Raw genomic sequence first — 26,251 nt, forward strand, 5'->3', positions numbered from 1 at the left:
CCTCAGTCCCGCCGACGGAGGCGTGGGCGCTCCTCGGCGCCCGCGACGCGCGGCTTCTTCGCCTTGCGGGTCGGTTTGCCGAACCCGAGGGCGCTCGCCCCGACCTTGAGCCCCGCGATGGTCGTCGATGCGACGACCGAAATCTTCTCCGCCGACGCGTTCACGCGCCCCACCATCGCGCTCAGCTGATCGACCTCGTCGGTCAGCTTCACGACCGTCGCGCGCACCCGCTCATTCACGACCGTGACCGTCGCCCGCGACTCGGCGACCATCGCGTTCACGTTCTGCGCCACCGCGCGCACCTCGGCCGACATCTCCGTGGCGTTGCGTGCCATCGGCGAGAGCTCGGCGATGAGCGTGTCGAGCTTCCCCTGCACCTCGTCCGCCTTGGCGCGGAGCACGAGCATTCCCACGACCAGGACACAGACGAGCAGGAAGAGGAGGATCGACGTGAGGCCGGAGGTCACGAACACCAACTGCTCGAATGCCGTGCGCGCGGGCGGGACGTTCCGCACCAGGACGGTGTCGGCGGCGACGGCGAGTTGGAGGAGCAGGTTCATGTCGAATGGTCTCTCGTCGTGGCGATGGCGTCAAGCGTATATTCCCGGATATGTCATCGCCTCAGTTCATCGTCGAAGGTGGCCGGACCCTCAAGGGATCGATCACGCCCACCGGCAACAAGAACGCCGCGCTCCCGATCGTCTGCGCCGCCCTCCTCACCGAGGAGCCGGTGACACTTGAGAACGTGCCGCGCATCCGCGACATCGAGAGCCTGATCCAGCTCGTCCGCCAATCGGGGGCGACCGCCGCGTGGACGGGCCCGAACACGCTCCGGATCACGGCACGAGCCGTTCGCGGCGACACGCTCGACGCCGAGCTCTGCAAGCGCATTCGTGCCTCCATCCTGCTCGCGGCGCCCCTGCTCGCGCGCGCCGGGATGGTCACGCTCGCCCCGCCGGGCGGCGACGTGATCGGTCGCCGGCGCCTCGACACGCACTTCCTCGCGCTCGAGGCGATGGGGGCGGCGCACGAGTTCGGTGAGCGGATCACCTTCCGCACCAAGGGACTGGTCGGCGCGGACATCTTCCTCGACGAGCCGAGCGTCACCGGTACGGAGAACGCGATCATGGCCGCGGTCGCCGCGAAGGGCACCACGGTGCTCCACAACGCCGCGAGCGAGCCGCACGTCCAGGATCTCTGCCGAATGCTCGTCGCCATGGGTGCGACGATCGCCGGCATCGGCTCCAACGTCCTCACGATCGAGGGGGGCGCGCGACTCCACGGGTGCACGCACCGGATCGGCCCCGACCACATCGAGGTCGGCTCGTTCATCGGGCTCGCCGCCGTCACGCGCTCGGCGCTCACCATCGCGAACGCCGGGGTCGAGCACCTGCGGTCGGTGCGGCTCGGGTTCCAGCGGCTCGGCGTGGACACCGAGATCCGCGGCCCCGACCTCTACGTACCAGACGGGCAGGAGATGCGGATCCGCTCCGACCTCGGCGGGGCCGTGCCGAAGCTCGAGGACCAGCCTTGGCCGGCGTTCCCGGCCGATGTGATGTCGATCGCCATCGTCACGGCCACGCAGTGCGACGGCATCATCCTCATGCACGAGAAGATGTTCGAATCGCGCATGTTCTTCGTCGACAAGCTCGTGGGCATGGGCGCGCGGATCGTGCTCTGCGACCCGCACCGCGCGCTGGTGAGCGGTCCCACGACGCTCCGCGGGGCGACCGTGGAGAGTCCCGATATCCGCGCCGGCATGGCGATGCTCATCGCCGCGCTCTGTGCCAAGGGCACGAGCACCATCAACAACATCGGGCAGATCGAGCGCGGCTACGAGCGCATCGATGAGCGGCTCAATGCGCTCGGGGCGTCCATCGTGCGGGTCGCCTGAACGACCGGATGTTGACGGTGCCCGCGCTGCCACCCCACCTCGCCGTGCCCTCCATGGCGGCCATCGGCGTGCACGCCTTCATCACGACGCGCGAGGCCGGGAGCTACGGCTTGCCCGAGCAGGGGGAGGACGTCGCCGCGACCGCGCGATGGCATGCATTGCAGCGCGCCCTCGCCGCGCAGGGCGCCCCGCGCCTCGCCTCCGCGCGACAGGTCCACGGCACTCGTGTGCTCGTGCATCGCGACCAGTGGGAGGGATGGGTTCGGGTCGATGGTACCGACGCCCATGTGCTCGCGGCCGGCGGCGCCGCCGCAGTCACCATCGCTGATTGCGTGCCGATCTTCGTCGCCCACCGCTCTGGGGTCGTCGCCGCGGTGCACGCCGGCTGGCGTGGGGTCGCAGGCGGGATCCTCGGCGAGACGATCGAGGCGTTCACGGCGCTCGGGCTCGCGGCTGAAGAGCTCGTGATCCACATGGGACCGTCGATCTGCGGGCGCTGCTACCAGGTCGGACCCGACGTGTACGAGCAGCTGACCGGGTGGGAGACCCGCCAGCCTCGTCATGTGGATCTGCGGGCGCTGCTCGCCGAGCAGGCCAAGGCGCTCGGGGTCCGGCAGTGGACCGCGAGCGGCGAATGCACCCGGTGCGACAACGATCGACTCTTCTCGCATCGCGCCGGAGATGCCGGTCGACAGGTCGCCGTGATCGTCGCGCCATCCTTGACGGCCCCCTAGCCGGACGGTAGGTTGCTTCTGCTGAGCCATTCCGGTCCGCAGCAATCGGAGTGTGGGGGAAGGTCTCCCCACACTTTTTTGTTCTCTACGAGTCTCTGGTCACGCCGTGGATCAAGCGATCGAAGCCATTGTCATCGCTGAACTTACGCCGCTCGGCTTCGAGTTGGTGGAGATGAGGCGGGGCGGGTCGAAAGGGCGTCCGGTCCTGGACGTGCGGATCGACCGTCTGGACGGGCAGAAGGTGCAGGTCGGCGACTGCGCGACCGCGTCACGTGCGATCGAGGCCCGGCTGGACGCGGACCCGTCGCTCATCGCGACCCGGTACGTGCTGGAAGTCTCGTCACCGGGGATGGAACGGCCGTTGAAGAAGGCGGCGGATTGGGTGCGGTTCGTGGGGCGCCGGGCGAGCGTGAACGCGCCGGCGTTGCAGGGACGGCAGGAGGTAGACATCGTCGCGGTGCAGGGGGAGGCCGGTCAGGAGCAGCTCCGGCTCCGCGACGCGAAGGGCATCGAGCACGAGATCGCGCTGGCCGACGTCACCGACGCGCGCCTCGCGTTCCACTGGAAACCGTAAGCATCTACTCGGAAGGAGAGCGGGATGGCCGGATCGGCTGAGATCCTCACTGCGCTGCGCGAGCTCGCGAACTCGAAGCAGATCGAGCGCGGCGAGCTGCACGAGTTGCTCAAGGACGGCATTCTCGCCGCCCTCGCCAAGAAGCACGGCCCGACCGTGCAGGCGGAGGTGGAGATCGATGACGCCAAGGGCGACATCCGCATCGTGATCCTCAAGAAGGTCGTCGAGGAGGTCCTTGATGGCATCATCGAGATCTCGCTCGAGGAGGCCCGCTACGAGGACCCCGACTACCAGGTCGGGGACATCATGGAGATCCCGGTCGAGTTCGCCGAGTTCGGGCGCTCCGCCGTGCAGGCCGCGAAGCAGCGCATCGTGCAGCGGGTGCGCGAGGGCGAGCGCTCCAAGATCCGCGACGAATTCTCGTCGCGCGTGGGCGACCTCCTCTCGGGCGAGATCCAGCAGATCGAGCGCGGCAAGATCGTGCTCATGCTGAACAAGTTCCGCGAGGCCGAGGCGATCATTCCGTACCGCGAGCAGAACCACCGCGAGACGTACACGCAGGGCGAGCCGGTCCGCGCGGTGCTCAAGAAGATCGAGGAGACCCCCAAGGGGCCCCGCCTCATCCTCTCGCGCGCCGACGCGATGTTCGTTCAGGCACTGTTCCGTCTCGAGGTCCCGGAGATCCAGTCGGGCATCGTCGAGATCCGCGCGGCGTCGCGCGAGGTCGGGAGCCGCACCAAGATCGCCGTCGTCTCGCGGGACGACGGGATCGATCCGGTCGGCGCGTGCGTGGGCCTCAAGGGCTCGCGGGTGCAGGCCGTCGTGCAGGAACTGGGCGGGGAGCGCATCGACATCGTGCCATGGTCGGCCGACCCGGAACGTTTCGCCAAACTCGCCCTCGCCCCGGCGAAGGTGGCCCGCGTCTTCTCCGAACCGACCACGAAGACCATCCAGGCGGTCGTCGACGAGGACCAGCTCTCCCTCGCGATCGGGCGCAACGGGCAGAACGTGCGCCTCGCGTCCGAACTCACCGGTTGGAAGATCGACCTCTACTCGAGCCGTGAGTGGCTGGAGAAGGGCGGCGACATCCCGCTCTTCGCGCCGCTGCCGGATGACGAGGCCGCCGATGTGCCGCTGTCCGACATCGAGGGGCTCGCGACCGCGACGGTCGCGGTGCTCGAGGCCGGGGGCTACCGCACGCTGAACGACATCATCGACCTCGAGCGCGAGGATCTCCTCAAGCTCCCCGGCATCGCGCCGGAAGAGGCCGACCGGATCATGGCGATCATCAACGAGCTCACCGAGGAAGGCGCCGGTGAGGGAGCCGGGACGGACTGAGTGGACGAGCCCGTTCGGCGCCGCCTGCTCGGCTTGCTCGGGCTCGGGGTGCGGGGACGGCTCGTGCTGGTCGGCGTCGATCGGGTGCGCGAGGCCGTGAAGAAGGGTGAGGTGCGGTTGGCGGTGCTGGCGGAGGACGCCTCGCATCACAGTCGCGAGAAGGTCGAAGGGCTGTTGCGCGCGAAGGAAGTACCCACGTTGTGGGTGCCCTCCGCGGCTGAGTTGGGGGAGGTCGCGGGGCGCGAATCCACCGCCGTCATCGGCGTCGTGGAGGCGCAGTTGGCGAAGGGGATCCTCGCGTTCGCCGGTCCGGCGGATGCGGTGCAGAAAGGCTCAAGGGGGAAGGTTTGACGAAGCTTCGGGTTGGTGAACTGGCAACGGAGTTCGGCGTCTCCGCCGAGGAAGTGATGGGCTTGCTTCGCTCGATGGAGATCGTCGCGCGCAATCCCGCGTCCCCGCTCACGGATGAGCAGGTGGCGCGCGCGCGCCTGCGCTGGGAGCGCGAGAAGCGCCATCGCTCGGCCCCGGTGGAGGCCGCGCCGGCGAAGAAGAAGAAGGCCCCGGTCAAGGACGCCGAGGCCGAGGCCGCGCCCGTCGCCAAGAAGCCCACCGCCAAGAAGAAGGCCCCCGAGCCCGAGCCTGCGCCCGCGCCGGTCGAGGAGGCCAAGCCGTCCACGCGCCGTCGCCGCGCGGCGGACGTTGCCCAGGCCGAGGCCGAGGCCGCCGCGGCCGCCGAGCAGGCCGCGGTCGAGGCCGCGGCCGCCGAGGCCGCTGCGCAGGCGGAGCGTGAGGCGCAGGCCCGCGTCGCCGAGGAGCGCGCGCGGGCCGAGGCGGCCGAGCGCGAACTCGCCCGCGCCCGGCACGAGGAGGCCGAGCGGCAGCGTGCGATCGCCGAAGCGGCACGCGCCGCGTCGGAGCCACCGTCGGCCCCGGCCCCGCCGTCCGTTGCGCCGGGTGCCACGCACCACGCGGCGCCCATCGCCTCCGCGGCGCCGCAGGCCCCCTCGCGTCCGCGTCCGCAGCCGATCGTGCCCGCTGCGCCGCGCCCGCGTCCGGTCACCAGTGGCATGCCGATGCCGCCGCGACCGATCGCGTCGGCCTCGCCTGGCGGCGGACTCGGCGGCGGTCGCCGGGACGATCGCGGTCGGTCGGGCGGACCGGGTGGGCCCGGACAGGGTGGGGGCCAAGGTGGCGCCCCGTCCAGCGGCGCCCCGTCCTCCGGGCCGAGGCGTGGGAAGAAGGGGAAGCGCGTCGATCAGGAAGCGGTGACGGCGAACATCTCGCGCACGATGCGCCAGATGGGCGGCGCGCCGGGCAAGCGGCGCGATCGGGCGGGTGCCGATGCGCGTGAGGAACTCGAGGCAATCCGCGCCGAGATGGCGGAGCGCGAGAAGAAGCTCGTCCGCGTGAACGAGTTCATCACCGTCAGCGAACTCGCCGAGGTCATGAAGACCCCGGCGACGCAGATCGTCGCGTTCGCGTTCAAGCATCTCGGGCTGATGGTGACGATCAACCAGCGCATGGACTTCGACCAGATCGAGCTCATCGCGAGCGAGTTCGGCTTCATCGCCACCAAGGAAGAGGACTACGCCGCCGCCCCCGAGGAGCAGGCGAAGGACGCGGCGGAGGACCTCAAGTTCCGTCCGCCCGTCGTGACCATCATGGGTCACGTCGACCACGGCAAGACTTCGTTGCTGGACTACATCCGCAAGGCGACGGTCGTCGCGGGCGAGGCCGGCGGCATCACGCAGCACATCGGCGCATATCACGTGTCGCTGCCTGATGGTCGCGCCATCACCTTCCTCGACACGCCCGGTCACGAGGCCTTCACGGCCATGCGTGCGCGCGGCGCGCAGGTCACCGACATCGTCGTCCTCGTCGTCGCTGCGGATGACGCCGTGATGCCGCAGACCATCGAGGCGATCTCGCACGCCAAGAACGCCGGCGTGCCGATCATCGTCGCGATCAACAAGATCGACCTCCCCACCGCGAATGCCATGAAGGTGCGCCAGGACCTCCTCCAGCACGGCGTCGTGCTCGAGGACTTCGGTGGCACCACGCTCGCGAGCGAGATCTCGGCCAAGAAGGGGACCGGCGTGCCGGAACTCCTCGACCAGATCCTGCTCCAGGCCGAGATCCTCGACCTGAAGGCCAACCCCGATCGCCGCGCCACCGGCTCCGTCGTCGAGGCGCAGCTCGACGCCGGCAAGGGTGCGGTCGCCACGATCCTCGTGCAGAACGGCACGCTCCGGGTCGGTGACGACTTCATCTGCGGGCTCTTCTCCGGACGCGTCCGCGCGCTGCTCGACGAGCGCGGCAAGACCGTCAAGTCCGCCGGTCCGGCCATCCCCGTGCAGGTGCTCGGCCTCACCGGTGTCCCGATGGCCGGCGACCAGTTCATCGCGGTCGCCGACGCCGCCGAAGCGCGCGAGATCGCGCAGCGGCGCGAGCGCCTCGACCGCGAAGCGCGCAGCCGGCGCACCGCGAAGGGCGCCGTCTCGCTCGAGGACTTCATGGCTTCGTCGGGCGCCGACGGCAAGCGCCAGCTCAAGCTCCTCATCAAGGCCGACCAGGGCGGTCCGTCGGAAGCGCTGGCCGACGCGCTCCAGCAACTCAGCAACGAGGAGGTGCAGGTCGAGGTCGTCGCGCGAGCGGTCGGAGCGGTGACCGAGAGCGACATCCTCCTCGCCAAGGCCTCCGGCGCGATCATCATCGGCTTCCACGTGCGCCCCGATACCAAGGCGCGCGCGATGGCCGATCGCGAAGGGGTCGAGATCAAGCTCTACCGCATCATCTACGAGGCCGTCGCCGATGTGCGCGCCGCCCTCGAGGGCATGCTGCGGCCGGAGGAGAAGGAGGTCATCGTCGGCGAGGCGGAGGTCCGCGACCTCTTCAAGGTGCCGAAGATCGGTGTCATCGCCGGTTGCTTCGTCCGCTCTGGGCTCATCAATCGCCAGGGCCGGGCGCGCGTCATCCGCGACGGCGTGGAGATCTACGAGGGGACCCTCGGCTCCCTCCGCCGCTTCAAGGACGACGTGAAGGAAGTGAAGGAAGGCTACGAGTGCGGTATCGGCGTCGACAACTTCAACGACCTCAAGGTCGGTGATCTCATCGAGGTCTACCGCAAGGAATCGGTCGCGCGCACGCTCGAGCCGTCGAAGGGCGGCTGAGCGCGCGCGGGGCAGGAGCCCACTGATGCCACCACGGGATCCACGCCGGGCCGACCGCGTCGGCGAGGCCATCCGCGAGGAGGTCGCCGCGTTCCTCGCGCGCGACGCCAAGGATCCGCGTCTCACGGGGCTCGTCACCGTGACCGCGGTCGAGATGACGCGCGACCTTCGTCACGCGAAGGTCTTCGTCAGCATCATGGGCACGGAGTCGGAACGGGCCGCCACCTTTGACGGCCTGAAGAGCACCGCGAGCTATCTTCGAAGCCGCATCGGTAAGTCGCTGCAGCTCCAGTTCGCGCCCGAGATCGCGTTCCGGGTGGACGAGTCGGTCGCCCGCGCGGCCCACATCGAGACGCTCCTCGCCGGCCTCCGCGAGCCGCCGGCCCCCGACGTCACCCCCGATGTCGCGCCGGAAGCCACCGACGGTTGATGGCCTGCTGCTCGTCGACAAGCCGGCCGGGGTCTCCTCACACGACGTCGTGAGCCTCGCGCGCCGCGCCATCGGCGAGAAGCGCATCGGCCACGCGGGCACGCTCGACCCGTTCGCCACGGGCTTGCTCGTGCTCCTCGTCGGGCGTGCCACGCGCCTCCTCCCGCACCTCCCCGGCGAGCCCAAGGTCTACGAGGCCACCATCCGCTTCGGCGCCGAGACGGACACCGAGGATCTCCACGGCGCCGTCGTCCGCGAGGCCCCGCTGCCGCAGCGCCAAGCGATCCTCGATGCGTTGCCGTCCCTCACGGGCGCGATCGACCAGGTCCCGCCCGCGTACTCCGCCAAGCGCATCGACGGTGCGCGCGCGTACGACCTCGCGCGCCAGGGTGAGGTCGTCGCACTCAAGCCGGTACGCATCCGCGTCATGCGCTGGGAGGTCCTGGCGCTCACCGACGAGCACGGCACGTCGGTCGCGCCGCACGAACCCACCGCCGACCCGCGTGTGCGCGAGGCCCGGGTGCGGATCATGTGCGGAGGCGGAACCTACGTCCGCTCGCTCGCGCGCGACCTCGCGCGTCTCGCGGGAAGTGCCGCCCACCTCACCCAGTTGCGGCGAACGCGGAGCGGGCCGTTCGACGTCGCGGACGCGCAGACCCTTGAGGAACTCCGCGACGGCCTCGCGCGCGTGCACCCAGCGCTCTCCGCGCTCGAGGGGTTCCCGGTCCAGGCGTTGCAGGAGGAGGAGGTGCAGCGCGTCGCGCGGGGCATCGACGTGCCGGCGGCGGTGGACGGCGCATGGGGGGCCCTGACGAACGGCGAGGCCGGCGTGCTCGTCGCGCTCGCGGAACGACGGGACGATCGCTGGCAGCCGCGGGTGGTGATGCGTGAGGCCTAGCATCGAGTTCGGCCTCCCGCCGCACGTCGGCGGCACTGTCTGCACGGTGGGCACGTTCGATGGAGTCCACCGCGGGCACCGCCTCGTCCTCGAGCGGCTCGCGGAGTGCGCGCGGGACCGAGGCCTCCCGGCCGTGCTCGTGACATTCGAGCCGCACCCGCTCCAGGTGGTGAATCCGGCCGCTGCCCCGCCACTGCTCACGGTCGGGGTCGAGAAGACCGAGGTGCTCGCCGAGAGCCCGATCGACTACGTCGTCGTGATTCCCTTCACGCCCACGCTCGCGACCTACGGTGCGGACGCGTTCGTCGACCTCGTGCTCCGGGAGCAGCTCGGCCTGCGGTACCTCCTCGTCGGCTACGACCACGGGTTCGGGCGCGGGCGGTCAGGCGATGCCTCGGTGCTCCAGGCACTCGGTGCATCGCGCGGATTCGGGGTCGAGGTGGTGCCCCCGGTGCTCGGGACCGACGGGCGTCCCATCTCCTCGACGACGATCCGACGCGCGGTCGCCGGGGGGGACCTCGTGCGGGCGGCGGACGGCCTCGGTCGCGCCTACAGTGCGAGCGGGACGGTGGGGCAGGGCGCGCAACGCGGTCGCACGCTCGGGTTCCGCACGATCAACATCGCGCTCCCCCCTGCGCACAAGCTGATGCCCCCCGAGGGGGTGTACGCGGTGCGGGTGCAGACGCCCCGCGGCGCCTTCGGCGGCATGATGAACCTCGGACCACGTCCGACGTTCGAGGAATCGGATCCGCGCCTCGAGGCCCACCTCTTCGACGTCGAGGGGGATTTCTACGGCATGCGCGTCCGACTCGATTTCGTGGCGCGACTGCGCGAGACGCGGAAGTTCGAATCCCCCGAGGCACTCCGCGCGCAGTTGGTCCGAGATGAAGGGGCCGCCCGTGCGGCCCTTGCCGGTCAGCCGGTCGTTGACCTGGGGTGACGCCCAACCCGTTGTATTCGATTGACTTGCCCCGTTTGCGTCGGTACTCTTCAAGGCTTCATTGGCCCAGTTCCCCCAATCCAGTTTCGCGATGCAGAATCTGAAGACGCGCCTTGCCGTGATCGCGGCGCTCGTGCTCCTGTCCGCCTGGCAGCTGTGGCCGCGGACCGTCGTCGAGCGCATCTCGCGTGACGGCGTGTTCGTGGATGACACCGTCAGCCGCGTCCCGCTCAAGCTCGGTCTGGACCTCCAGGGCGGCATGCACCTCGCGCTCGAGGTCGACCAGTCGAAGCAGACGGTCGAGAACGTGAGCGAAGCCCTCGACCTCGCGCTCAAGGTCGTCCGGACGCGCATCGACGAGTTCGGCGTCGCCGAGCCGGTAGTGCAGAAGGTCGGCGACGACCGCATCATCGTCGAGCTCCCCGGCATCTCCGACCGCGAACGCGCCTCGGCCGTGGTGCAGAAGGCGGCGTTCCTCAAGTTCCAGATCACCGACGAAACGCAGGCCCTCGAGCGCGTGATCCCGCGGCTCGACGGCATCGTGAAGGAGCAGAAGCTCGCGAATGCCGCGCCGACCGCGGCGGCCGACACCGGTGCGGGCAATGCCCTCGGCGGACTGCTCCAGAGCGCCGACTCGACCGCGAAGGCGGACACCGCCGGCACCTCGACCGACGGTCCGTTCCGCCGCGGGGTCTCGCCGGGTTCGATGCCAGGGCAGTACGTCGTGAGCAAGGCCGACTACCCGCTCATCCGGTCGCTGCTCGAGAACCCGCTGATCCAGGCCGCGCTGCCCCCGGGAAAGGATGTGCGCTGGGGCACCGATTCGCTGATGCTCGGCACGCAGTCGTACCAGACCCTCTACGTGCTCGACTCGCGCGCCATCATCGACGGCACCTACCTCCAGACGGCGACGCCGAACCAGGACCCTCTCGAGGGCGCGAAGGTCGACTTCGTGTTCAACACCGAGGGGGGTAGCCGCTTCCGCAAGGAGACGGCCCGGCACATCGGCGACAACATGGCGATCGTACTCGACGAGCGCGTGATGAGTGCGCCCGTGATCCAGAGCGCGATCGGCGCCCGCGGGCAGATCACGATGGGCGGCCGTGACCTCCAGGCGGCGCAGGACCTCGCGCTTGTGCTCCGCGCTGGCTCGCTGCCGGTGCCGCTCAAGGTGGCGGAGGCCCGCGAGATCGGCGCGTCGCTGGGACAGGATTCGATCGATTCCGGCATCCTCGCCGGCAGCATCGCGATCATCGGCGTGATCGTCGTCATGGTCGGTTACTACCGCTACTCCGGCATGCTGTCGATCGCCGCACTCGTGCTGTATGTGCTCTTCACGCTGGCCGCCCTCGCCGCGTTCGATGCGGTGCTCACGCTCCCCGGCCTCGCCGGCTTCGTGCTGTCCATCGGCATCGCGGTCGACGCGAACGTGCTGATCTTCGAGCGCATCCGCGAGGAACTCGACCACGGCAAGACGGTGCGGACCGCGATCGAGGAGGGCTTCCAGCACGCGATGAGCGCGATCGTCGACTCGAACGTCTCGACCGTCCTCACCGCCGCGGTGCTCTACCAGTACGGCACCGGACCGGTGAAGGGCTTCGCCGTCACGCTCGTCGCCGGTATCGCCGCCTCGATGATCACCTCGATCTTCGTGACCAAGACCTTCTTCTACGTCTGGCTCTCGCGCACGCGCGGTGAGCAGGCCCTGAGCATCTGATGCTGCGCATCCTCCACGACACCAAGATCGATTTCATCAAGCACTGGCGCACGGCCATCATCCTGACCGTCGCCTTCGTCGTGCTCGGTCTCGGCTCCGGCGTCTTGACGGGCTGGTTCAGCTACTCCATCGAGTTCACCGGCGGGACGCTCCTCCAGCTCGAGTTCAAGGAGGCCCCGGATGCGGCGCGCCTGCGCGCGGCGGTGGACAAGGCCGGGATCAAGGGCGCGGAGATCCAGCAGTTCGGATCGCCGACGTCGTACACGATCAAGGCACAGGACGAGGCCAGCGTGGCGGCGCAGGATGCGGGCGCCGAGGGCGTCTCGAAGACCATCACCGACGCGCTCACCGCAGAGCTCGGCGCCGGCAGCTTCGAGGTCGCCGATCGCATGGCCGTCGGGCCGCGCGTGGGCAGCGAGCTCCGTCGCGGTGCGATCGTCGCGATCCTCATCTCGTTCCTCGTCACGATGGCGTACCTCGCCATCCGCTTCGAGTGGCGCTTCGGCGTCTCGGCCGTGATCGCGACGGCACACGACATCCTCGCGACGCTCGCGTTCATCAAGCTGATCGATCTCGAGGTCTCGCTCACGGTCATCGCGGCGATCCTCACCGTGGTGGGCTATTCCCTGAACGACACGATCATCATCTTCGACCGCGTGCGCGAGAACCTGCGCAAGAAGCGGAAGGAGCCGCTGTACGACACGTTGAACCGCTCGGTGAACGAGACGCTACCGCGTTCCGTCCTCACGCACGGGACGACGCTCGCGGCGACGATGTCGCTGCTGATCTTCGGGGGCGAGGTCATCCGGCCGTTCGCCTGGGTCATGAGCTTCGGCATCTTCACCGGTACCTTCTCGTCGATCTTCGTCGCCTCGCCGATCCTGATGTGGGTCGAGGCGAAGTGGCCGCGCGAGAATGACGTGCGCGGCGCGGCGGCCCCGGCCAAGGCCTGAGCTTGCCCGCCCGGCTCGACCCGGAGCCCCGGCGCGACGAGCACGCCGGGGCTTCGTCGTCTCCGCTCCCCTTCATCGACTCGCACGCCCACATCGCCGCTGAGGGCTTTGACGAGGACCGCGAGGCCGTATTGGGCCGCCTGCATGACGCCGGTGGCCAGGGCGTGATCTGCATCGGAGAGTCGCTCGAGGCCGCCAGGCGGGCGAATACGCTCGCCGCGGGGCATCCCGGGCGCATCTGGTGGACCGCCGGCGTCCATCCGCACGATGCGGCCGGGTACGACCCCGGCACCGACGGCCCGGTGATCCGCCAGGCCATGCGCGACGGGGCGGTCGCCGTGGGCGAATGCGGACTCGACTACCACTACGACCACTCCCCGCGACCGCTCCAGCGGCGCGCGTTCGCCGACCAGCTCGCGCTCGCCAAGGAGACGGGGCGGCCCGTCGTCCTCCACACGCGCGATGCCGAGGAGGACACGACGGCGATGCTCCGCGAGGCGGGTGACGCCGGCATCCGCGGGGTGCTGCACTGCTACACTGGCTCCCTCGCCCTCGCGGAGGTCGGGCTCGCCGCCGGCTGGTCCGTCTCGTTCAGCGGGATCGTGACGTTCAAGAAGTGGGACGACCTCGACCTGCTCCGGCTCGTTCCCGCCGACCGGCTGCTCGTCGAGAGCGACAGCCCGTATCTCGCTCCGGTCCCGTTCCGCGGCAAGCGCAACGAGCCGGCCTGGTGTGCGTATACGCTTCGGCGGCTCGCCGAGGTGCGCGCCGTGGATCCCGCGGTGCTCGCGGCGCAGGTGCTGGGCAACACCCGACGGTTGTTCGCGCTGGACTGAGCTGTTCCTCGTTCCTTCCACCCCCCTCGAGGCTTAGCATTCCGGTCATGAGCGTTCCCTCCGACATCGCGATCGCGCAGGCAGCGACCCTTCGCCCCATCACCGACGTCGCGGCCGAGATCGGCCTCGGCCCCGACGACCTCGACCTCTACGGCAAGTACAAGGCGAAGGTCGCGCTCGGACTCACCACCCGGCCCGCGAAAGGCAAGCTGGTGATCGTCACGGCGATCAACCCGACCGCCGCCGGAGAGGGCAAGACGACGACCTCCGTGGGGCTCGCGCAGGCGTTGCGCAGGATCGGCACGAACGCCGTGCTCTGCATCCGCGAGCCTTCGCTCGGCCCCGTCTTCGGCGTGAAGGGTGGCGCCGCCGGCGGCGGGTACGCGCAGGTCCTGCCGATGGACGACATCAACCTGCATTTCACGGGCGACTTCCACGCCATCTCGTCGGCGCATGCGCTCCTGAGCGCGATGCTCGACAACCACCTCCAGCAGGGCAACGCGCTCAACATCGACCCGCGTCGCATCACCTGGCCGCGGACGATCGACATGAACGACCGCGCCCTCCGGAAGGTGATCATCGGCCTCGGCGGCCCCAGCGAGGGAGTGGTCCGCGAGGAGCGCTTCGTGATCATCCCCGCGTCGGAGATCATGGCGATCGTCGCGCTCGCGACCTCCGCGTCCGATCTCGAACAACGCCTCGGCAACATCATCGTCGGCTCCACGTACGGCGCCGACCGCAAGCCGGTTTACGCCCGCGACCTCAAGGCGCACGGTGCCATGGCGATGCTGCTGAAGGACGCCATCCGCCCGAACCTCGTGCAGACGCTCGAGGGTGGGCCCGCCTTCGTCCATGCCGGGCCGTTCGGCAACATCGCGCACGGCTGCAACTCCATCCTCGCCACCCGCGCCGCGCTCGCCGTCGGCGACGTCGTCGTGACCGAGGCCGGGTTCGGGTCCGACCTGGGCGCGGAGAAGTTCTTCGACATCAAGTGCCGCTTCGGGGGCATCACGCCCGAGGCCGCGGTGCTCGTCGCGACCATCCGCGCGCTCAAGATGAACGGCGGCGCGAAGAAGACCGAACTCGCCTCCGAGGACCTCGCCGCGCTCCGGAAGGGGGTCGTGAACCTCGAGCACCACATCCAGAATGTGCGCCAGTTCGGGATGGAACTCGTGGTCGCGATCAACCGCTTCGGCACCGACACCGATGCCGAACTGGCGATCGTGCGGGAGGCCGCGGAGAAGGCCGGCGCGCGCGTGGCCCTCTGCGAGGTCTTCGCCAAGGGTGGGGAAGGCGGCGAGGCGCTCGCGCGCGAGGTGCTCGACATCCTCAAGGGCGGCAAGTCGCGCTACGCGCCGCTCTACGACGCGTCGCGTCCGATCAAGGAGAAGATCGACACGATCGTGCGGAAGGTCTACGGCGGCGAGGGCGCCGACTACAGCGCCAAGGCCGACCGCGCCATCGCGTACCTCGAGAGCATCGGCCTCGCCGAGACGCCGATCTGCATGGCGAAGACGCAGTACTCGCTCTCCGACGACGCGACGAAGCTCGGCCGCCCCTCGGGGTTCCGCGTGACCGTCAACGACGTCTACCCGGTCGCCGGCGCCGGCTTCATCGTGGCGCAGTGCGGCGAGATCATGACCATGCCGGGCCTCCCGAAGGCACCGGCCGCCGAGAAGATGGCCATCCATCCGGATGGCTCGATCTCGGGCCTCTTCTAGGAGCACGCGATGCCCATCCAGACCCTCAGCACCGAGCAGGCCCCCGCCGCCATCGGCCCGTACAGCCAGGCGACCATCGCCGGCGGCTTCCTCTTCACAGCGGGACAGATCCCCCTCGACCCGAGGACCATGGACGTCGTCCCGGGCGATGTCGTGCCGCAGACGCAGCAGGTCCTCGCGAACCTGCAGCAGGTGCTGGCGAAGGCCGGCTGCACCTGGAAGGACGTCGTGAAGACGACGGTCTTCCTGCAGGACATGGCCGACTTCCCGCGGTTCAACGAGGTCTACGCCGCCGCCCTCGGCGACGCACGTCCCGCGCGCTCGACGGTGCAGGTCGCGGCGCTCCCGCGCGGCGTGAGCGTCGAGGTCGAGCTGATTGCGAAGCTGCCGTAGTCGACGGCGTCCGCCGTCGCCCGCTGTCCCACTCCCGCTCCCATGTCCCGAGAACGCCTCTTCCAGCTGACCCAGTTCGCCCGCTGCGCCGGCTGAGCGTCCAAGATGGGTCCGGGTGACCTGTCCGCCGCGCTCGCGCCGCTGCCGCGCGAAGATGATCCCCGCCTCCTCGTCGGTCGCGAGACCTTCGACGACGCGGGGGTGTTCCGGCTGTCCGACGACCTCGCGCTCGTCCAGACGGTCGACTTCTTCGCGCCCATCGTCGACGACCCGTATCGGTTCGGACGCATCGCGGCGGCGAACGCGCTGTCCGACGTCTTCGCGATGGGCGGGGAACCGCTCACGGCGATGAACATCGTCGGGTTCCCGGAGAAGGCGCTTCCGCTGAGCGTCCTCACCGAGATCCTCCGCGGCGGCCAGGACGCCGTGCACGAGGCGGGGGCGCGCATCGTGGGGGGGCACACGGTCACCGACGAAGAGCTGAAGTACGGGCTCTCCGTCACCGGGCGCGTGCATCCGGATCGGATCCTCTCCAATGCGCACGCGCGTCCCGGCGATGTGCTGCTCCTCACCAAGCCGATCGGCACCGGGATCCTCGCGACGGCCGGCAAGCGCGGGGCGCTCACGCCGGAGCAGGACGAACGGCTCTACCACACGATGAGCACGCTGAACGCCGCGGCGTCGCGCGCCGCGGTCGCCGTCGGTGCGCGTTGCGCGACGGACATCACCGGCTTCGGGCTCCTCGGGCACGCGATGCATGTCGCACGCGCAAGCGCCGTCCGACTCGTCATCGCGGTCCAAACCGTCCCGCTCCTCGACGGGGCGCGCGAGCTCCTCGCCGCCGGGCATGCGACCGGCGGCGCGAAGCGGAACGCCGAGTGGGTCGCGCCGGAGGTCGACTGGAACGACACCGGTGAGGAATGGCGCGCCCTGCTGTGCGATCCGCAGACCTCCGGCGGATTGCTCGTCGCCCTCGCGCCGGAGCGTGTCGCCGCGTATCGTGAGCGGATGAGCGACGCGGTCGTGATCGGCGCCGTCGAGGAGTGGCACGAGGGCGCACGCATCCGGCTGCACTGAGCTCGCGGGTCCGGTCGGCCGGCGCGCAGGGGGGGTGGATGGGGTCTGGTGGTCCCCGCGGTCTTCAAAACCGTAGCGGCCTGACCACGTCGGGCTGGGTGGGTTCGATTCCCACACGCTCCCGCCAGCGCGCGCTCGGCGCCCTTCTCGCCGCGGCGACGCTCTCCCTTGGCGGAAGCGCCGCGGAGGCGCAGGTGGTGCGCGGTGTCGTCCTCGCGGCCGACTCGATCGCCGTCGCCCCGTCTGTGATCGTGACTGCGAGCGATCCGCGAGGTCCGCTCCTCGGCCGGGCGGTGACCGATGCGCGGGGCGAGTTCCAGATGACGCTCGGCGCGCCGGGCCGCGTGATCGTTCGCGCGCTCCGCGTCGGCTTCCGCCCCACCGAGACCGCGGTGCACGAGCTCGGCGCGACCGATACCGTCACCGTCCGGATCGTGCTCGCTCCGGAGCCGGTGCGGCTGAGCGCCATCACCGTGCGGCGGAGCGACCCGTGCGGCGCCCGCGACGATGCCCGCGCGCGTGTCGCCGTCGTTTGGGAGGAGGCGCGCAAGGCGCTCGTGCTCACCAACACGGCCCGTATCCGCGACCCCCTCGTCGCCGAATGGACGGTCTACGATCGTCAGCTCGACTCCCTCGGCGTGCGTGTCATCGATCAGAGCGTGCAACGGACCCGTGCCCCCAGCGAGCGACCGTTCCGCAGCTGGGCGGCCGACTCGCTCGCGCGCGCCGGGTTCATCGTCGAGGACGAGGCCGGGGTCTCGTATCACGCGCCGGACGCGGACGTCCTGCTCTCCGACGCATTCGCGGCGACGCACTGCTTCCAGCTCGTCGATGGCGAGCCCGGCGATGGACGGATCGGCGTGCGCTTCCGGCCCGTCGACCAGGCGCGCACGCGACGGGAGGTGGAGGGTACGCTCTGGCTCGATCGCGAGACGGCCGAACTGCGCAACCTCGAATACGCGTATACCGGACTGCCCCAAGCCGCCGCCCCGGCCGAAGCGGGAGGGCGCGTGGAGTTCCAGCGGATCGCGGACGGCGCCTGGCTCGTCACGCGCTGGTGGATCCGCATGCCGGAGCTCGAGCGCCGCATCCCGAGTCGCGTCACTGGCGGACGCATCCGCGTCGTCGGCCCCTCCATCGTGCTCAAGGGGGTGAAGGTCGTGGGTGGCGAGGTCACCCGCGTCGAACGGGGCGCCGCCGCCGTCTATCGCGCCACCGGCGCGTCGCTCGCGGTTCGTGTCACCCTCCCCGACGGCGAGGATCCCGCGCGGCGTTCCGAGGCACGGGTGACGCTGGCGGGGACCGACTACGAGGCGGTGGTCGATTCCGCGGGCATCGCGCGCTTCCCGCTGGTGCTCCCCGGCCGCTACCGCGTGGCAGTCAACTCACCGGCCCTGATGGTCGACCACGATCCTCCGGTTCTGGCCGAGGTCGCGGTGCACGGCGATTCGTTGCACTGGCTCCCCGTGCAGTTGCCGCGGCGGCGCATGACGGCGGCCGCGCTCGGTCTTGTCCCGCGCACCAGCGTGCGCGCCGAGGTCGAGTTCACCGTCACCGATTCGCTCGGCCGGCCCATCGCCGGCGTCGAGATCGGGGCGGTGGATGCGGCGGCGCGGGAGTATCGACTCCGCTCCGACTCGCTCGGTCGCGCGGTGCTCACGGCGCTTCCCCTCGGCGAGATGCGTGTCGAGGCGCGCAGCCCCGGCTACCACCTCGCGTACGGGATGGTGACGGTCGCGGAGGGGCTGACGCCGGCTACGGTGCTCCTGGAGCGGACGCAGGGCGGCACCGTGCTCGAGGCGGTTCGGATCGAGGCGGCGGCCGACGAACGAGCGCGCTATGGTGCGTTCGAGGCGCGCCGGCGCGCCGGCGTCGCCACCGCGACGATCACGAGCGAGCAGATCCTGCGGCGGAACCCGGTCAACGCGTGGCAGATGCTGCTCAACGTGAGCGCCGTGGACCTCGTCGAGGGACCGGAAGGCGCTCAGCCCGCCTCGCGGCGCGCGAAGACGCCGGGTTGGATGAACGTCCAGCCCTGCTGGATGCGCATGGCGATCGATGGCGTGCTCCTGCCGGACGTGCCGGTCAACCTCAGGGACCGGATGCCACCGGTCTCGGAGATCCACGGCATCGAGGTGTTCGCCGGCCCCGCTTCGATCCCGAGCGAGTACGTCGGGGACCAGCGGAACATGTTCTGCGGACTCATCGTCGTCTGGACGCGTTGAGGACCCTCGGACGCGATATCTTTCGCGCGGCTGTTCTCCACCGGAACCCTCGTCGCCCTCAGGGGTCGCACGTTGCACCGATGCCCGTGATCCGTTCCCCCCTCATGCGCGTCCTGTTCGCCGCAGCCGCCCTGCTGCTCGTGGTGCGCACGGGGGACGCGCAGCAACTCGACAGCGTGCGCGCCGGCGTCACGCGCCCGTCCGTCATCGCGGCGCCCGACTCCGTCGTGCGCGAGCGCACCCTCCCTGCGGACACGCTCCGGCCGCCGATCTCGCCGGGCCGGGCCTTCCTCCTCTCCTTCCTCGTGCCCGGGGCAGGGCAGGCCAAGCTCGATCGCGGGTACGCGGGCGGGATGTTCTTCCTCATCGAGGTCACCGCGCTCGCGCTGGCCCACCGCTCCGCAGAGGACCTTCGTATCGCGCGGCGGTTCGCCGGCGACTCCATCCCGCTCCGGTATCAGGTGAACGCCACGACCGGCCTCCCGACGCGCGACGGGAACGGCGATCCCGTGGTCGCGGCCTGGAGCGTGCCACGCTACGACGCGGCGTACGTCCGCACGCGCCGACTGCACTACGAGGATTGGCTTGCGGTGATGGCGTTCAACCATCTGTTCGCCGGGGCCGACGCGTTGGTCGCGGCGCACCTCTGGGACCTCCCGGGACGCGTCGGCCTGCGGCAGACGCCGTTCGGTCCGCTGCTCCAAGCCTCGTTCGCGTTCCGCTGAACGCAGCGGGGATCGCGCGCGGCGCGACCCGGCGCTATGCGTCGCGCGCGAGTGTCGCCTCGACGACCCGCGCGGTGCCGGTCCAGCGACAGAGCTCCACCTGCTCGGGAACTACCCGAAGGAAACGGGGGACGTCCATCCAGGCGCCGGGATTCGCGAACGCTCGCCCCTGCAGGCGCTCGAGCGTCGTGACATGCGAGTGTCCGAAGATCAGGAGCGCCGGAGCCGCCGGGGCCGCCAGCCGTTGATCGGCGACCAGCCGCAGGCCCTCGCCCCCGTCTCGCGGGCGCATGTTGCGGCTCGTATGCGAACTGCGGAGCGCCACCCAGGTGCCGACGTCCGGGTGCAGGAGGCGGAACGCCTTGACGCTCAGCGGGTGGCGGAGCACGGCGCGCAGCCGACGGTACGGCGCGTCCTCGTTCACGCGAAGTCCGTCGCCGTGCTCGATGAGCGTGTCCCATCCACCCGCGACGCCGCGCCAGGGCCCGACGTGATAGTCCAGACCCAGGTCCTCGCGGAGCACCTCGCCGCCCCAACAGTCGTGATTGCCGGCGACCCACAGCACCGGGATGCCCGACTCGCGGATGCGGGCGAGCTCGCCGAGCACCCGCACGCCGGCGCGCGGCACGGCGTGCCGCCACTCGAACCAGAAGTCGAACAGGTCCCCGTTGATGACGAGCGACTTCGCGTCCCCCGGCAGGGCCCGCAGGAACGAGAGCAGGTCACGCTCGGTCTCCGCGGGGGCGGCACCCAGGTGCGCGTCGGAGAGTACATAGCAGGGGGCGGGGAGCATCGCTGGATGATACCGCCCGCTCGCTCCCTTTACAAAGGCCGCCCGTGTCCGGTAGACTCGCCCCGATGATCACCGCGTCAGAGGTACGCGTCCGCTACGGCGAGACCGACCAGATGGGCGTCGCCTATCACGCCAACTACCTCGTCTGGTGCGAGGTCGGCCGCACCGACTTCATCCGCGCGCTGGGTTTCACCTACGCCGAGATGGAGCGGCAGGGCATCATGCTCGCCGTCGCGGAGGCGACGCTCCGCTATCATGCCAGTGCGAGGTACGACGACCTCGTCCGGATCGAGACGCGGCTCGAGAGCGTGCAGTCCCGGAGCATGACCTTCCGCTACGACATCACGCGCATCGCCGCCCCCGGCGACGACACGGGGGAGCGCCTCGTGACCGCCTCGACGATGCTCGTGTCCGTCGCGCCGGGGGGAAAGCTCGTGGCCCTCCCGGCCCACATCCGCCAGCTGCTCTCTGGCGCGCGCGGTACCGACGATTGACCCGCGCCCCCTCGCCCGAGAGACTTCCTGACGTGGACCACTCCCCGTTTCGACGGCGCCTGATCGGCGCGCTCTGCCTGCTGCCGCTCGTCGGCGGCTGCCTGTACGGCTTCGCCGGCGGGGGCCTGCCGCCGCACGTGCGCACCGTCGCCGTCCTGCCCTTCGAGAACGAGACCTCGTCCCCGGAACTGCCCCTCGAGATGCAGGCGGCCATGCGGCAGGGCCTGCAGTCGCGCCTCGGGCTGCGCGATGCGCCCGAGGACCGGGCGAACGCGGTCGTACGGGGTCGCATCACGCGATTCGAGCTCGACGCTGCCGCCGGATTCTCCGCCAACCCGAACCAGTCCACCTCGGCGCGCCGCCGCCTGCGTGTCCAAGTGGACGTGGAGATCGTCGATCAGGTGACCGGGAAGGTGCTCTGGACGCGGACCGGCATGCAGGCGGACGGTGAGTACTCCGACCGCGGCGAGGCGCAGGGGCGCAAGCAGGCGATCGACCGGATCGTCAACGACGTGATCGAGGGAGCGCAATCGCAATGGTGAGAGCGAGACCGGGCAAGGGCGGGCTCGGCGGGCTGCTGACGCTCGTCGTCTTCGGCTTCGTCATCTACTTCGGCACGCATATCGGGACGAAGTACTGGCACTTCTACCAGTACCAGGACCGGATGCGCCAGGAAGCGCGCTTCGCGCAGCACCGCAGCGACCTGCTCATCCAGCGCCGCCTCCGGACGTTCGCCGACTCGCTCAAGCTTCCCGAAGCGGCGCAGAAGGTCACCGTGCGCCGGCGGCAGGGCACGATCCACATCTGGGCCGAGTACTACGAGGTCATCGAGTTCCCCGGCTTCGTGCGCGAGGTCCACTTCCACCCTGAAGTGGTCGCGACCTTCTGAGCCCCCTCGTCGACCCGCAGCGCAAGGTGATGACACGCGCCGAGGCGGCGCGGTGGCGCGCCGCCCAGTCGGGCGCGGTCGTCTTCACGAACGGCGTCTTCGACCTCCTGCACCCCGGCCACATCGACGTGCTCACGGGCGCGCGCGCGCAGGGCGATCTCCTCATCGTCGGCGTCAACAGCGATGCGTCCGTGCGGCGACTCGGGAAGGGGCCGGAGCGTCCGGTGCGGTCGGAAGCCGAACGCGCGTACGTGCTCGCCGGGCTCGCCGCCGTCGATGCCGTGGTCGTGTTCGACGAGGACACCCCGCTCGAACTCGTGCGTGCGCTCGAGCCCGACGTCATCGTCAAGGGCGGTGACTATGCGCCCGAGAGCGTCGTCGGCGCCGACCTGGTCCGGGCGCGCGGCGGCCGCGTCGTCATCATCCCGCTCACCCCGGGACAGTCCACCACCTCGATCATCCACCGACTCCGTGCCTGAGACTCTCGTACGTCCCGGCGGCCGTGCGCCGCATGCGCTCCGCCCCATCTCGCTGCAGCGCGGCGCCGTGCCCAACGCCGAGGGCTCCTGTCTCGTCGCCTTCGGCAGCACCCGCGTGCTCTGCGCCGTCAGCGTCGAGGATGGCGTACCCGGCTGGAAGAAGGGGAAGGGCGAGGGCTGGCTGACCGCCGAGTACTCGATGCTGCCGCGGGCGACGCACACGCGCTCTCCGCGAGAGCGCGGCCAGGTCGGCGGACGCACGCACGAGATCCAGCGACTGATCGGCCGGAGCGTCCGCGCGATGCTGGATGACTTCAAGTTCGGCGAGTTCACGCTCAAGGTCGATTGTGATGTGCTGCAGGCGGATGGCGGCACGCGCACCGCGGCCATCACCGGCGCCGCGGTCGCGGTCGTCGACGCGTTCGACTGGATGGTGCGCACCGAGCGCATCGCGGCGTCGCCGGTGCGGCGGCTCGTGGCCGCAGTGAGCGTCGGCCTCGTCGACGGCACGCCGATCGTGGACCTCGAGTACTCCGAGGACGTGCGCGCCGAGGTCGACGCGAACGTCGTGATGAGCAGCGAGGGGCGGTTCGTCGAGGTGCAGGGGACCGGTGAGCACGGCACCTTCGCGCGTGGCGACCTCGATCAACTGCTCGATCTCGCGTCCGCAGGCATCCTGGCGCTCGACGGGGCGCAGCGCGCCGCCCTCGGCTTCACTTGACCGTGACGCCGCGCGTGTGGGCGCGCGTGGTGCTCGCGACGCGCAATCCAGGGAAGGCACGCGAGCTGCACGCGCTCTTCGCCTCCATCGGCGTGACGCTCGAGGACCTCGACGCGGCCGGTCTCGGCGCCGTGGACGCGGCCGGTCTCGGCGCCGTGGACGCGGCCGAGGAGACGCTCGAGTCGTATCCGACCTTCGAGGAGAATGCGCGCGCCAAGGCGCGGTGGTTCGCCGCGCGACTGCCCGGGTGCCTCGTCATCGCCGATGACTCTGGGCTCGAGGTCGATGCGCTGGGCGGTGCCCCCGGCGTACACAGCAAACGGTGGTCGGGTAGCACGGTCGCGGGAGCGGCCCTCGAGGCGGCGAACAACGTCGCGCTGCAGCGCGCGCTGGAGGGGAAGGCGACGCGCAGTGCGCGTTACGTGTCGGTGGTCGTCGCGACGGACGGGACGCGGGAGTATGTCGCGCGCGGCGAGTGCCGGGGGCGCATCCTCGACGCGGCCGAGGGGACGAACGGATTCGGCTACGATCCGTTCTTCTTCAGCGATGACCTCGGCGAATCGTTCGGCGCCGCATCGCGCGAGGAGAAATCGGCGGTGAGTCACCGCGGTCGCGCGTTCCGGGCCTTGGTCGAGCAACTCGTCGCCTAGCGACCGTCGCCGCGCCGTGGCGCGCCGTTGCTTCGGGCGGGAACGTGTCGCGATACGCGCGCCGGGACGCGCGCGTCGGTGATTCGCGCGGGGCGGTTGACCTTGGCACCGATCCTGACTACTATCCGTGCTCGGTTCACGGGGCGTAGCGTAGCCCGGTATCGCGCCTGCTTTGGGAGCAGGAGGTCGCCGGTTCGAATCCGGCCGCCCCGATCGGACGCGAGAGAACGAAGCGGCAGGAGAGACACGGCACGAGTGAAGCGCCAGTAGCTCAGGTGGATAGAGCAACAGCCTTCTAAGCTGTGGGTCGGGGGTTCGATTCCCTCCTGGCGCGCCTCGCGTGAAAGCAGTGAACAGCGCGCCCTTAGCTCAATTGGCAGAGCAAGTGACTCTTAATCACTAGGTTGTAGGTTCGATTCCTACAGGGCGCATCGCGGGGCTCCGATGCAGATCGGGGCCCTTCGCATCTCGGGCTTCGCGCCGTCACATCGACGGCCGGGCCGACAGGGATGGGCAGGGCGAGTGGAGTGTGAGGGAAACCGTGCATGAGTGGTCATCGAAGACCCCCTTGCGGACGTGAATCCGGACCACTACTATTCGCGTCCTTCCCCGGAAACGGGTGAGGTCAGGAAGCGGAGTGGCGCAGCGATGTGCCGACGCGGTAAGGGTTGAGTAAAGAGATTGAAAATCACCCCTTGACACCGCCTTTCTTTCTGAGTATTCTTGGAGGCTCCCGCGGAAAGCGGGCAGCGCAGGACCAAAGAGAGCTTATTGAAAATCGATTCGAGAGAGATCGCAAACTGTGCGAGGCGAACTCAATGATCCTGGTCCCGTTCGGGGGCCAGATGAGAGTTCAGACCTGAACAATTTTTGTGATTCCGAATAACGCTGTCATGCGATGACAGCGTGACAGCGATTCGGGTAGAGCTGATTGAACATCCTATTGGAGAGTTTGATCCTGGCTCAGGACGAACGCTGGCGGCGTGCTTAACACATGCAAGTCAAGGGGGCCCGCAAGGGCAACCGGCGAACGGGTGCGTAACACGTGAGCAAGTTTCCTATTAGTGGGGGATAGCCGGCCCAACGGCCGGGTAATACCGCATATCTTGATCGGGTGGCATCGCCTGGTCAGGAAACCTCCGGGGCTAATAGAGGCGCTCGCGGCCTATCAGCTAGTTGGTGAGGTAATGGCTCACCAAGGCTATGACGGGTAGCTGGTCTGAGAGGATGGCCAGCCACATTGGGACTGCGACACGGCCCAGACTCCTACGGGAGGCAGCAGTGGGGAATATTGCGCAATGGACGAAAGTCTGACGCAGCGACGCCGCGTGTGGGATGAAGCCTTTCGGGGCGTAAACCACTGTTGCCCGGGACGAACATCCCCTTTCGAGGGGACTGACGGTACCGGGTGAGGAAGCACCGGCTAACTCTGTGCCAGCAGCCGCGGTAATACAGAGGGTGCGAGCGTTGTCCGGAATCACTGGGCGTAAAGGGCGCGTAGGTGGCTTGGTAAGCGTGTGGTGAAAGTCCGGGGCTCAACCCCGGATCTGCCGTGCGAACTGCTGAGCTCGAGCAATGTAGAGGCAGGTGGAATTTCGGGTGTAGCGGTGGAATGCGTAGATATCCGAAAGAACACCAGTGGCGAAGGCGGCCTGCTGGGCATTTGCTGACACTGAGGCGCGACAGCGTGGGGAGCAAACAGGATTAGATACCCTGGTAGTCCACGCCGTAAACGATGGGTACTAGGTGTCTGGGGGAGCGACCCCCTGGGTGCCGGCGCTAACGCATGAAGTACCCCGCCTGGGGAGTACGGCCGCAAGGCTGAAACTCAAAGGAATTGACGGGGGCCCGCACAAGCGGTGGAGCATGTGGTTTAATTCGACGCAACGCGAAGAACCTTACCTGGGCTTGACATGCTGGAGAAAGCTTGCGGAAACGTGAGCCCCTCTTCGGAGTTCCAGCACAGATGCTGCATGGCTGTCGTCAGCTCGTGTCGTGAGATGTTGGGTTAAGTCCCGCAACGAGCGCAACCCTCACTCTTAGTTACCAGCGGGTAATGCCGGGGACTCTAGGGGGACTGCCGGTGCCAAACCGGAGGAAGGTGGGGATGACGTCAAGTCATCATGGCTCTTACGTCCAGGGCTACACACGTGCTACAATGGGCCAGACAGAGGGTCGCCAACTCGCGAGAGTGAGCCAATCCCCAAACTGGTCCTCAGTTCGGATTGCAGTCTGCAACTCGACTGCATGAAGCTGGAATCGCTAGTAATCGTGGATCAGCTACGCCACGGTGAATACGTTCCCGGGCCTTGTACACACCGCCCGTCACGCCATGGAAGTTGTGAGCGCCCGAAGTCGGTGTCGGAACCCGCAAGGGACCAAGCCGCCTAAGGCGAGCGCAATGACTGGGGCGAAGTCGTAACAAGGTAGCCGTAGGGGAACCTGCGGCTGGATCACCTCCTTAACGGAGCAGCGAGTAGGCCGGTCCTCGGACTCGGCACGAAAGCGCTACCGGATAGTCGCTCGCTTCGTACAGCGCGCGATCTCTCTCGAATCGACTCTATAGCAGTCTGGCGGCCGCCCAGCAGGGGGGCCGCGCA

General features: G+C 69.3%; 25 protein-coding genes, 4 tRNA genes and 1 rRNA gene. 28 read left to right on the forward strand and 2 right to left on the reverse strand.

The genetic code is table 11. The features are described 5' to 3' along the window. Window positions 1-2: 2 nt before the first annotated feature. Window positions 3-560 (reverse strand): hypothetical protein, encoded by a 558-nt coding sequence (locus IPJ78_09580; GenBank protein MBK7906805.1) that lies wholly within the window; start codon window positions 558-560, stop codon window positions 3-5. Window positions 561-610: 50 nt separating this feature from the next. On the opposite strand from IPJ78_09580, the gene murA reads away from it, so the two are divergent. The 18 genes from murA (at window position 611) to IPJ78_09670 (ending at window position 19,625) form a co-directional block, all read left to right on the forward strand. Continuing rightward, the gene (gene murA / locus IPJ78_09585) at window positions 611-1,894 is read left to right on the forward strand and encodes a UDP-N-acetylglucosamine 1-carboxyvinyltransferase (GenBank protein ID MBK7906806.1); all 1,284 of its coding nucleotides are present in this window, start codon (window positions 611-613) and stop codon (window positions 1,892-1,894) included. Between the two features lie 17 nt (window positions 1,895-1,911). Beyond that, on the forward strand, window positions 1,912-2,628 hold the full coding sequence (locus tag IPJ78_09590) for a polyphenol oxidase family protein (protein MBK7906807.1): 717 nt from the start codon (window positions 1,912-1,914) through the stop codon (window positions 2,626-2,628). 172 nt (window positions 2,629-2,800) lie between these two features. Then, window positions 2,801-3,202: a ribosome maturation factor RimP gene (locus IPJ78_09595; protein ID MBK7906808.1), complete on the forward strand. Its 402-nt coding sequence runs from the start codon at window positions 2,801-2,803 to the stop codon at window positions 3,200-3,202. A 24-nt stretch (window positions 3,203-3,226) separates the two neighbouring features. Next, window positions 3,227-4,540 (forward strand): transcription termination factor NusA, encoded by a 1,314-nt coding sequence (nusA, locus tag IPJ78_09600; protein MBK7906809.1) that lies wholly within the window; start codon window positions 3,227-3,229, stop codon window positions 4,538-4,540. Beyond that, window positions 4,541-4,891 carry a ribosomal L7Ae/L30e/S12e/Gadd45 family protein gene (locus tag IPJ78_09605; protein ID MBK7906810.1) on the forward strand — a complete coding sequence of 117 codons (351 nt, stop codon included), beginning with the start codon at window positions 4,541-4,543 and terminating at the stop codon, window positions 4,889-4,891. It abuts the gene before it with no gap. After that, the gene (infB, locus tag IPJ78_09610; protein ID MBK7906811.1) at window positions 4,888-7,710 is read left to right on the forward strand and encodes a translation initiation factor IF-2; all 2,823 of its coding nucleotides are present in this window, start codon (window positions 4,888-4,890) and stop codon (window positions 7,708-7,710) included. Before IPJ78_09605 ends, infB begins: the two co-directional genes overlap by 4 nt. A gap of 25 nt (window positions 7,711-7,735) precedes the next feature. Further along, window positions 7,736-8,140 (forward strand): 30S ribosome-binding factor RbfA, encoded by a 405-nt coding sequence (rbfA, locus tag IPJ78_09615; GenBank protein MBK7906812.1) that lies wholly within the window; start codon window positions 7,736-7,738, stop codon window positions 8,138-8,140. After that, window positions 8,112-9,038 carry a tRNA pseudouridine(55) synthase TruB gene (gene truB / locus IPJ78_09620; GenBank protein ID MBK7906813.1) on the forward strand — a complete coding sequence of 309 codons (927 nt, stop codon included), beginning with the start codon at window positions 8,112-8,114 and terminating at the stop codon, window positions 9,036-9,038. The genes rbfA and truB overlap by 29 nt, the downstream gene beginning before the upstream one ends. After that, complete coding sequence (locus IPJ78_09625; protein MBK7906814.1) at window positions 9,028-9,978, forward strand: bifunctional riboflavin kinase/FAD synthetase; 951 nt, start codon at window positions 9,028-9,030, stop codon at window positions 9,976-9,978. The genes truB and IPJ78_09625 overlap by 11 nt, the downstream gene beginning before the upstream one ends. Before the next feature lie 91 nt (window positions 9,979-10,069). Then, the gene (secD, locus tag IPJ78_09630) at window positions 10,070-11,695 is read left to right on the forward strand and encodes a protein translocase subunit SecD (protein MBK7906815.1); all 1,626 of its coding nucleotides are present in this window, start codon (window positions 10,070-10,072) and stop codon (window positions 11,693-11,695) included. After that, on the forward strand, window positions 11,695-12,648 hold the full coding sequence (secF, locus tag IPJ78_09635) for a protein translocase subunit SecF (GenBank protein MBK7906816.1): 954 nt from the start codon (window positions 11,695-11,697) through the stop codon (window positions 12,646-12,648). The genes secD and secF overlap by 1 nt, the downstream gene beginning before the upstream one ends. A 2-nt stretch (window positions 12,649-12,650) precedes the next feature. Beyond that, window positions 12,651-13,484, forward strand: a complete 834-nt coding sequence (locus IPJ78_09640; GenBank protein MBK7906817.1) for a TatD family hydrolase — start codon at window positions 12,651-12,653, stop codon at window positions 13,482-13,484. 47 nt (window positions 13,485-13,531) lie between these two features. Beyond that, window positions 13,532-15,205 (forward strand): formate--tetrahydrofolate ligase, encoded by a 1,674-nt coding sequence (locus tag IPJ78_09645; GenBank protein MBK7906818.1) that lies wholly within the window; start codon window positions 13,532-13,534, stop codon window positions 15,203-15,205. A 9-nt stretch (window positions 15,206-15,214) separates the two neighbouring features. Continuing rightward, a complete protein-coding gene (locus tag IPJ78_09650; protein MBK7906819.1) occupies window positions 15,215-15,598 on the forward strand; it encodes a RidA family protein in 384 nt (127 codons plus the stop codon). A gap of 105 nt (window positions 15,599-15,703) precedes the next feature. After that, window positions 15,704-16,675: a selenide, water dikinase SelD gene (gene selD, locus IPJ78_09655; GenBank protein MBK7906820.1), complete on the forward strand. Its 972-nt coding sequence runs from the start codon at window positions 15,704-15,706 to the stop codon at window positions 16,673-16,675. 30 nt (window positions 16,676-16,705) lie between these two features. Next, a tRNA-Sec gene (locus IPJ78_09660) sits at window positions 16,706-16,802 on the forward strand. Further along, a complete protein-coding gene (locus IPJ78_09665; protein MBK7906821.1) occupies window positions 16,774-18,900 on the forward strand; it encodes a carboxypeptidase regulatory-like domain-containing protein in 2,127 nt (708 codons plus the stop codon). The genes IPJ78_09660 and IPJ78_09665 overlap by 29 nt, the downstream gene beginning before the upstream one ends. Before the next feature lie 86 nt (window positions 18,901-18,986). After that, window positions 18,987-19,625 (forward strand): hypothetical protein, encoded by a 639-nt coding sequence (locus IPJ78_09670; protein ID MBK7906822.1) that lies wholly within the window; start codon window positions 18,987-18,989, stop codon window positions 19,623-19,625. A gap of 34 nt (window positions 19,626-19,659) precedes the next feature. On the opposite strand, the gene IPJ78_09675 is transcribed toward IPJ78_09670, so the two are convergent. Beyond that, window positions 19,660-20,418, reverse strand: a complete 759-nt coding sequence (locus IPJ78_09675; protein ID MBK7906823.1) for a UDP-2,3-diacylglucosamine diphosphatase — start codon at window positions 20,416-20,418, stop codon at window positions 19,660-19,662. Between the two features lie 65 nt (window positions 20,419-20,483). Here IPJ78_09675 and IPJ78_09680 point away from each other — a divergent pair, with 65 nt between their 5' ends. From IPJ78_09680 to IPJ78_09725, 10 genes are all read left to right on the forward strand, one after another. Further along, window positions 20,484-20,912 carry an acyl-CoA thioesterase gene (locus IPJ78_09680; protein ID MBK7906824.1) on the forward strand — a complete coding sequence of 143 codons (429 nt, stop codon included), beginning with the start codon at window positions 20,484-20,486 and terminating at the stop codon, window positions 20,910-20,912. A gap of 32 nt (window positions 20,913-20,944) precedes the next feature. Beyond that, complete coding sequence (locus IPJ78_09685) at window positions 20,945-21,454, forward strand: hypothetical protein (protein MBK7906825.1); 510 nt, start codon at window positions 20,945-20,947, stop codon at window positions 21,452-21,454. Beyond that, on the forward strand, window positions 21,448-21,801 hold the full coding sequence (locus IPJ78_09690) for a hypothetical protein (GenBank protein MBK7906826.1): 354 nt from the start codon (window positions 21,448-21,450) through the stop codon (window positions 21,799-21,801). The genes IPJ78_09685 and IPJ78_09690 overlap by 7 nt, the downstream gene beginning before the upstream one ends. 29 nt (window positions 21,802-21,830) lie before the next feature. Then, window positions 21,831-22,280, forward strand: a complete 450-nt coding sequence (gene rfaE2 / locus IPJ78_09695; GenBank protein ID MBK7906827.1) for a D-glycero-beta-D-manno-heptose 1-phosphate adenylyltransferase — start codon at window positions 21,831-21,833, stop codon at window positions 22,278-22,280. Continuing rightward, window positions 22,162-23,001 (forward strand): ribonuclease PH, encoded by an 840-nt coding sequence (rph, locus tag IPJ78_09700; GenBank protein ID MBK7906828.1) that lies wholly within the window; start codon window positions 22,162-22,164, stop codon window positions 22,999-23,001. The genes rfaE2 and rph overlap by 119 nt, the downstream gene beginning before the upstream one ends. Then, window positions 22,998-23,651: a non-canonical purine NTP pyrophosphatase gene (locus IPJ78_09705; GenBank protein ID MBK7906829.1), complete on the forward strand. Its 654-nt coding sequence runs from the start codon at window positions 22,998-23,000 to the stop codon at window positions 23,649-23,651. The genes rph and IPJ78_09705 overlap by 4 nt, the downstream gene beginning before the upstream one ends. A gap of 139 nt (window positions 23,652-23,790) precedes the next feature. Then, window positions 23,791-23,864 (forward strand) — tRNA-Pro (locus IPJ78_09710). Window positions 23,865-23,911: 47 nt separating this feature from the next. Next, window positions 23,912-23,985: transfer RNA gene (locus IPJ78_09715), tRNA-Arg, on the forward strand. 24 nt (window positions 23,986-24,009) lie between these two features. After that, window positions 24,010-24,082 (forward strand) — tRNA-Lys (locus tag IPJ78_09720). A 509-nt stretch (window positions 24,083-24,591) separates the two neighbouring features. Beyond that, a 16S ribosomal RNA gene (locus IPJ78_09725) occupies window positions 24,592-26,115 on the forward strand. The last annotated feature ends 136 nt before the right edge of the window (window positions 26,116-26,251 follow it).

This window comes from Gemmatimonadota bacterium (assembly GCA_016714015.1).
Taxonomy (GTDB): Bacteria; Gemmatimonadota; Gemmatimonadetes; order Gemmatimonadales; family Gemmatimonadaceae; genus Pseudogemmatithrix.

Coding starts and splice junctions, on each gene's coding strand:
- IPJ78_09580 (MBK7906805.1), bottom strand. CDS start 560: ATGAACCTGCTCCTCCAACTCGCCGTCGCCGCCGACACCGTCCTGGTG.
- murA (MBK7906806.1), top strand. CDS start 611: ATGTCATCGCCTCAGTTCATCGTCGAAGGTGGCCGGACCCTCAAGGGA.
- IPJ78_09595 (MBK7906808.1), top strand. CDS start 2,801: ATGAGGCGGGGCGGGTCGAAAGGGCGTCCGGTCCTGGACGTGCGGATC.
- nusA (MBK7906809.1), top strand. CDS start 3,227: ATGGCCGGATCGGCTGAGATCCTCACTGCGCTGCGCGAGCTCGCGAAC.
- rbfA (MBK7906812.1), top strand. CDS start 7,736: ATGCCACCACGGGATCCACGCCGGGCCGACCGCGTCGGCGAGGCCATC.
- truB (MBK7906813.1), top strand. CDS start 8,112: ATGTCGCGCCGGAAGCCACCGACGGTTGATGGCCTGCTGCTCGTCGAC.
- secD (MBK7906815.1), top strand. CDS start 10,070: ATGCAGAATCTGAAGACGCGCCTTGCCGTGATCGCGGCGCTCGTGCTC.
- secF (MBK7906816.1), top strand. CDS start 11,695: ATGCTGCGCATCCTCCACGACACCAAGATCGATTTCATCAAGCACTGG.
- IPJ78_09645 (MBK7906818.1), top strand. CDS start 13,532: ATGAGCGTTCCCTCCGACATCGCGATCGCGCAGGCAGCGACCCTTCGC.
- IPJ78_09650 (MBK7906819.1), top strand. CDS start 15,215: ATGCCCATCCAGACCCTCAGCACCGAGCAGGCCCCCGCCGCCATCGGC.
- selD (MBK7906820.1), top strand. CDS start 15,704: ATGGGTCCGGGTGACCTGTCCGCCGCGCTCGCGCCGCTGCCGCGCGAA.
- IPJ78_09675 (MBK7906823.1), bottom strand. CDS start 20,418: ATGCTCCCCGCCCCCTGCTATGTACTCTCCGACGCGCACCTGGGTGCC.
- IPJ78_09680 (MBK7906824.1), top strand. CDS start 20,484: ATGATCACCGCGTCAGAGGTACGCGTCCGCTACGGCGAGACCGACCAG.
- IPJ78_09690 (MBK7906826.1), top strand. CDS start 21,448: ATGGTGAGAGCGAGACCGGGCAAGGGCGGGCTCGGCGGGCTGCTGACG.
- rfaE2 (MBK7906827.1), top strand. CDS start 21,831: ATGACACGCGCCGAGGCGGCGCGGTGGCGCGCCGCCCAGTCGGGCGCG.
- rph (MBK7906828.1), top strand. CDS start 22,162: ATGCGCCCGAGAGCGTCGTCGGCGCCGACCTGGTCCGGGCGCGCGGCG.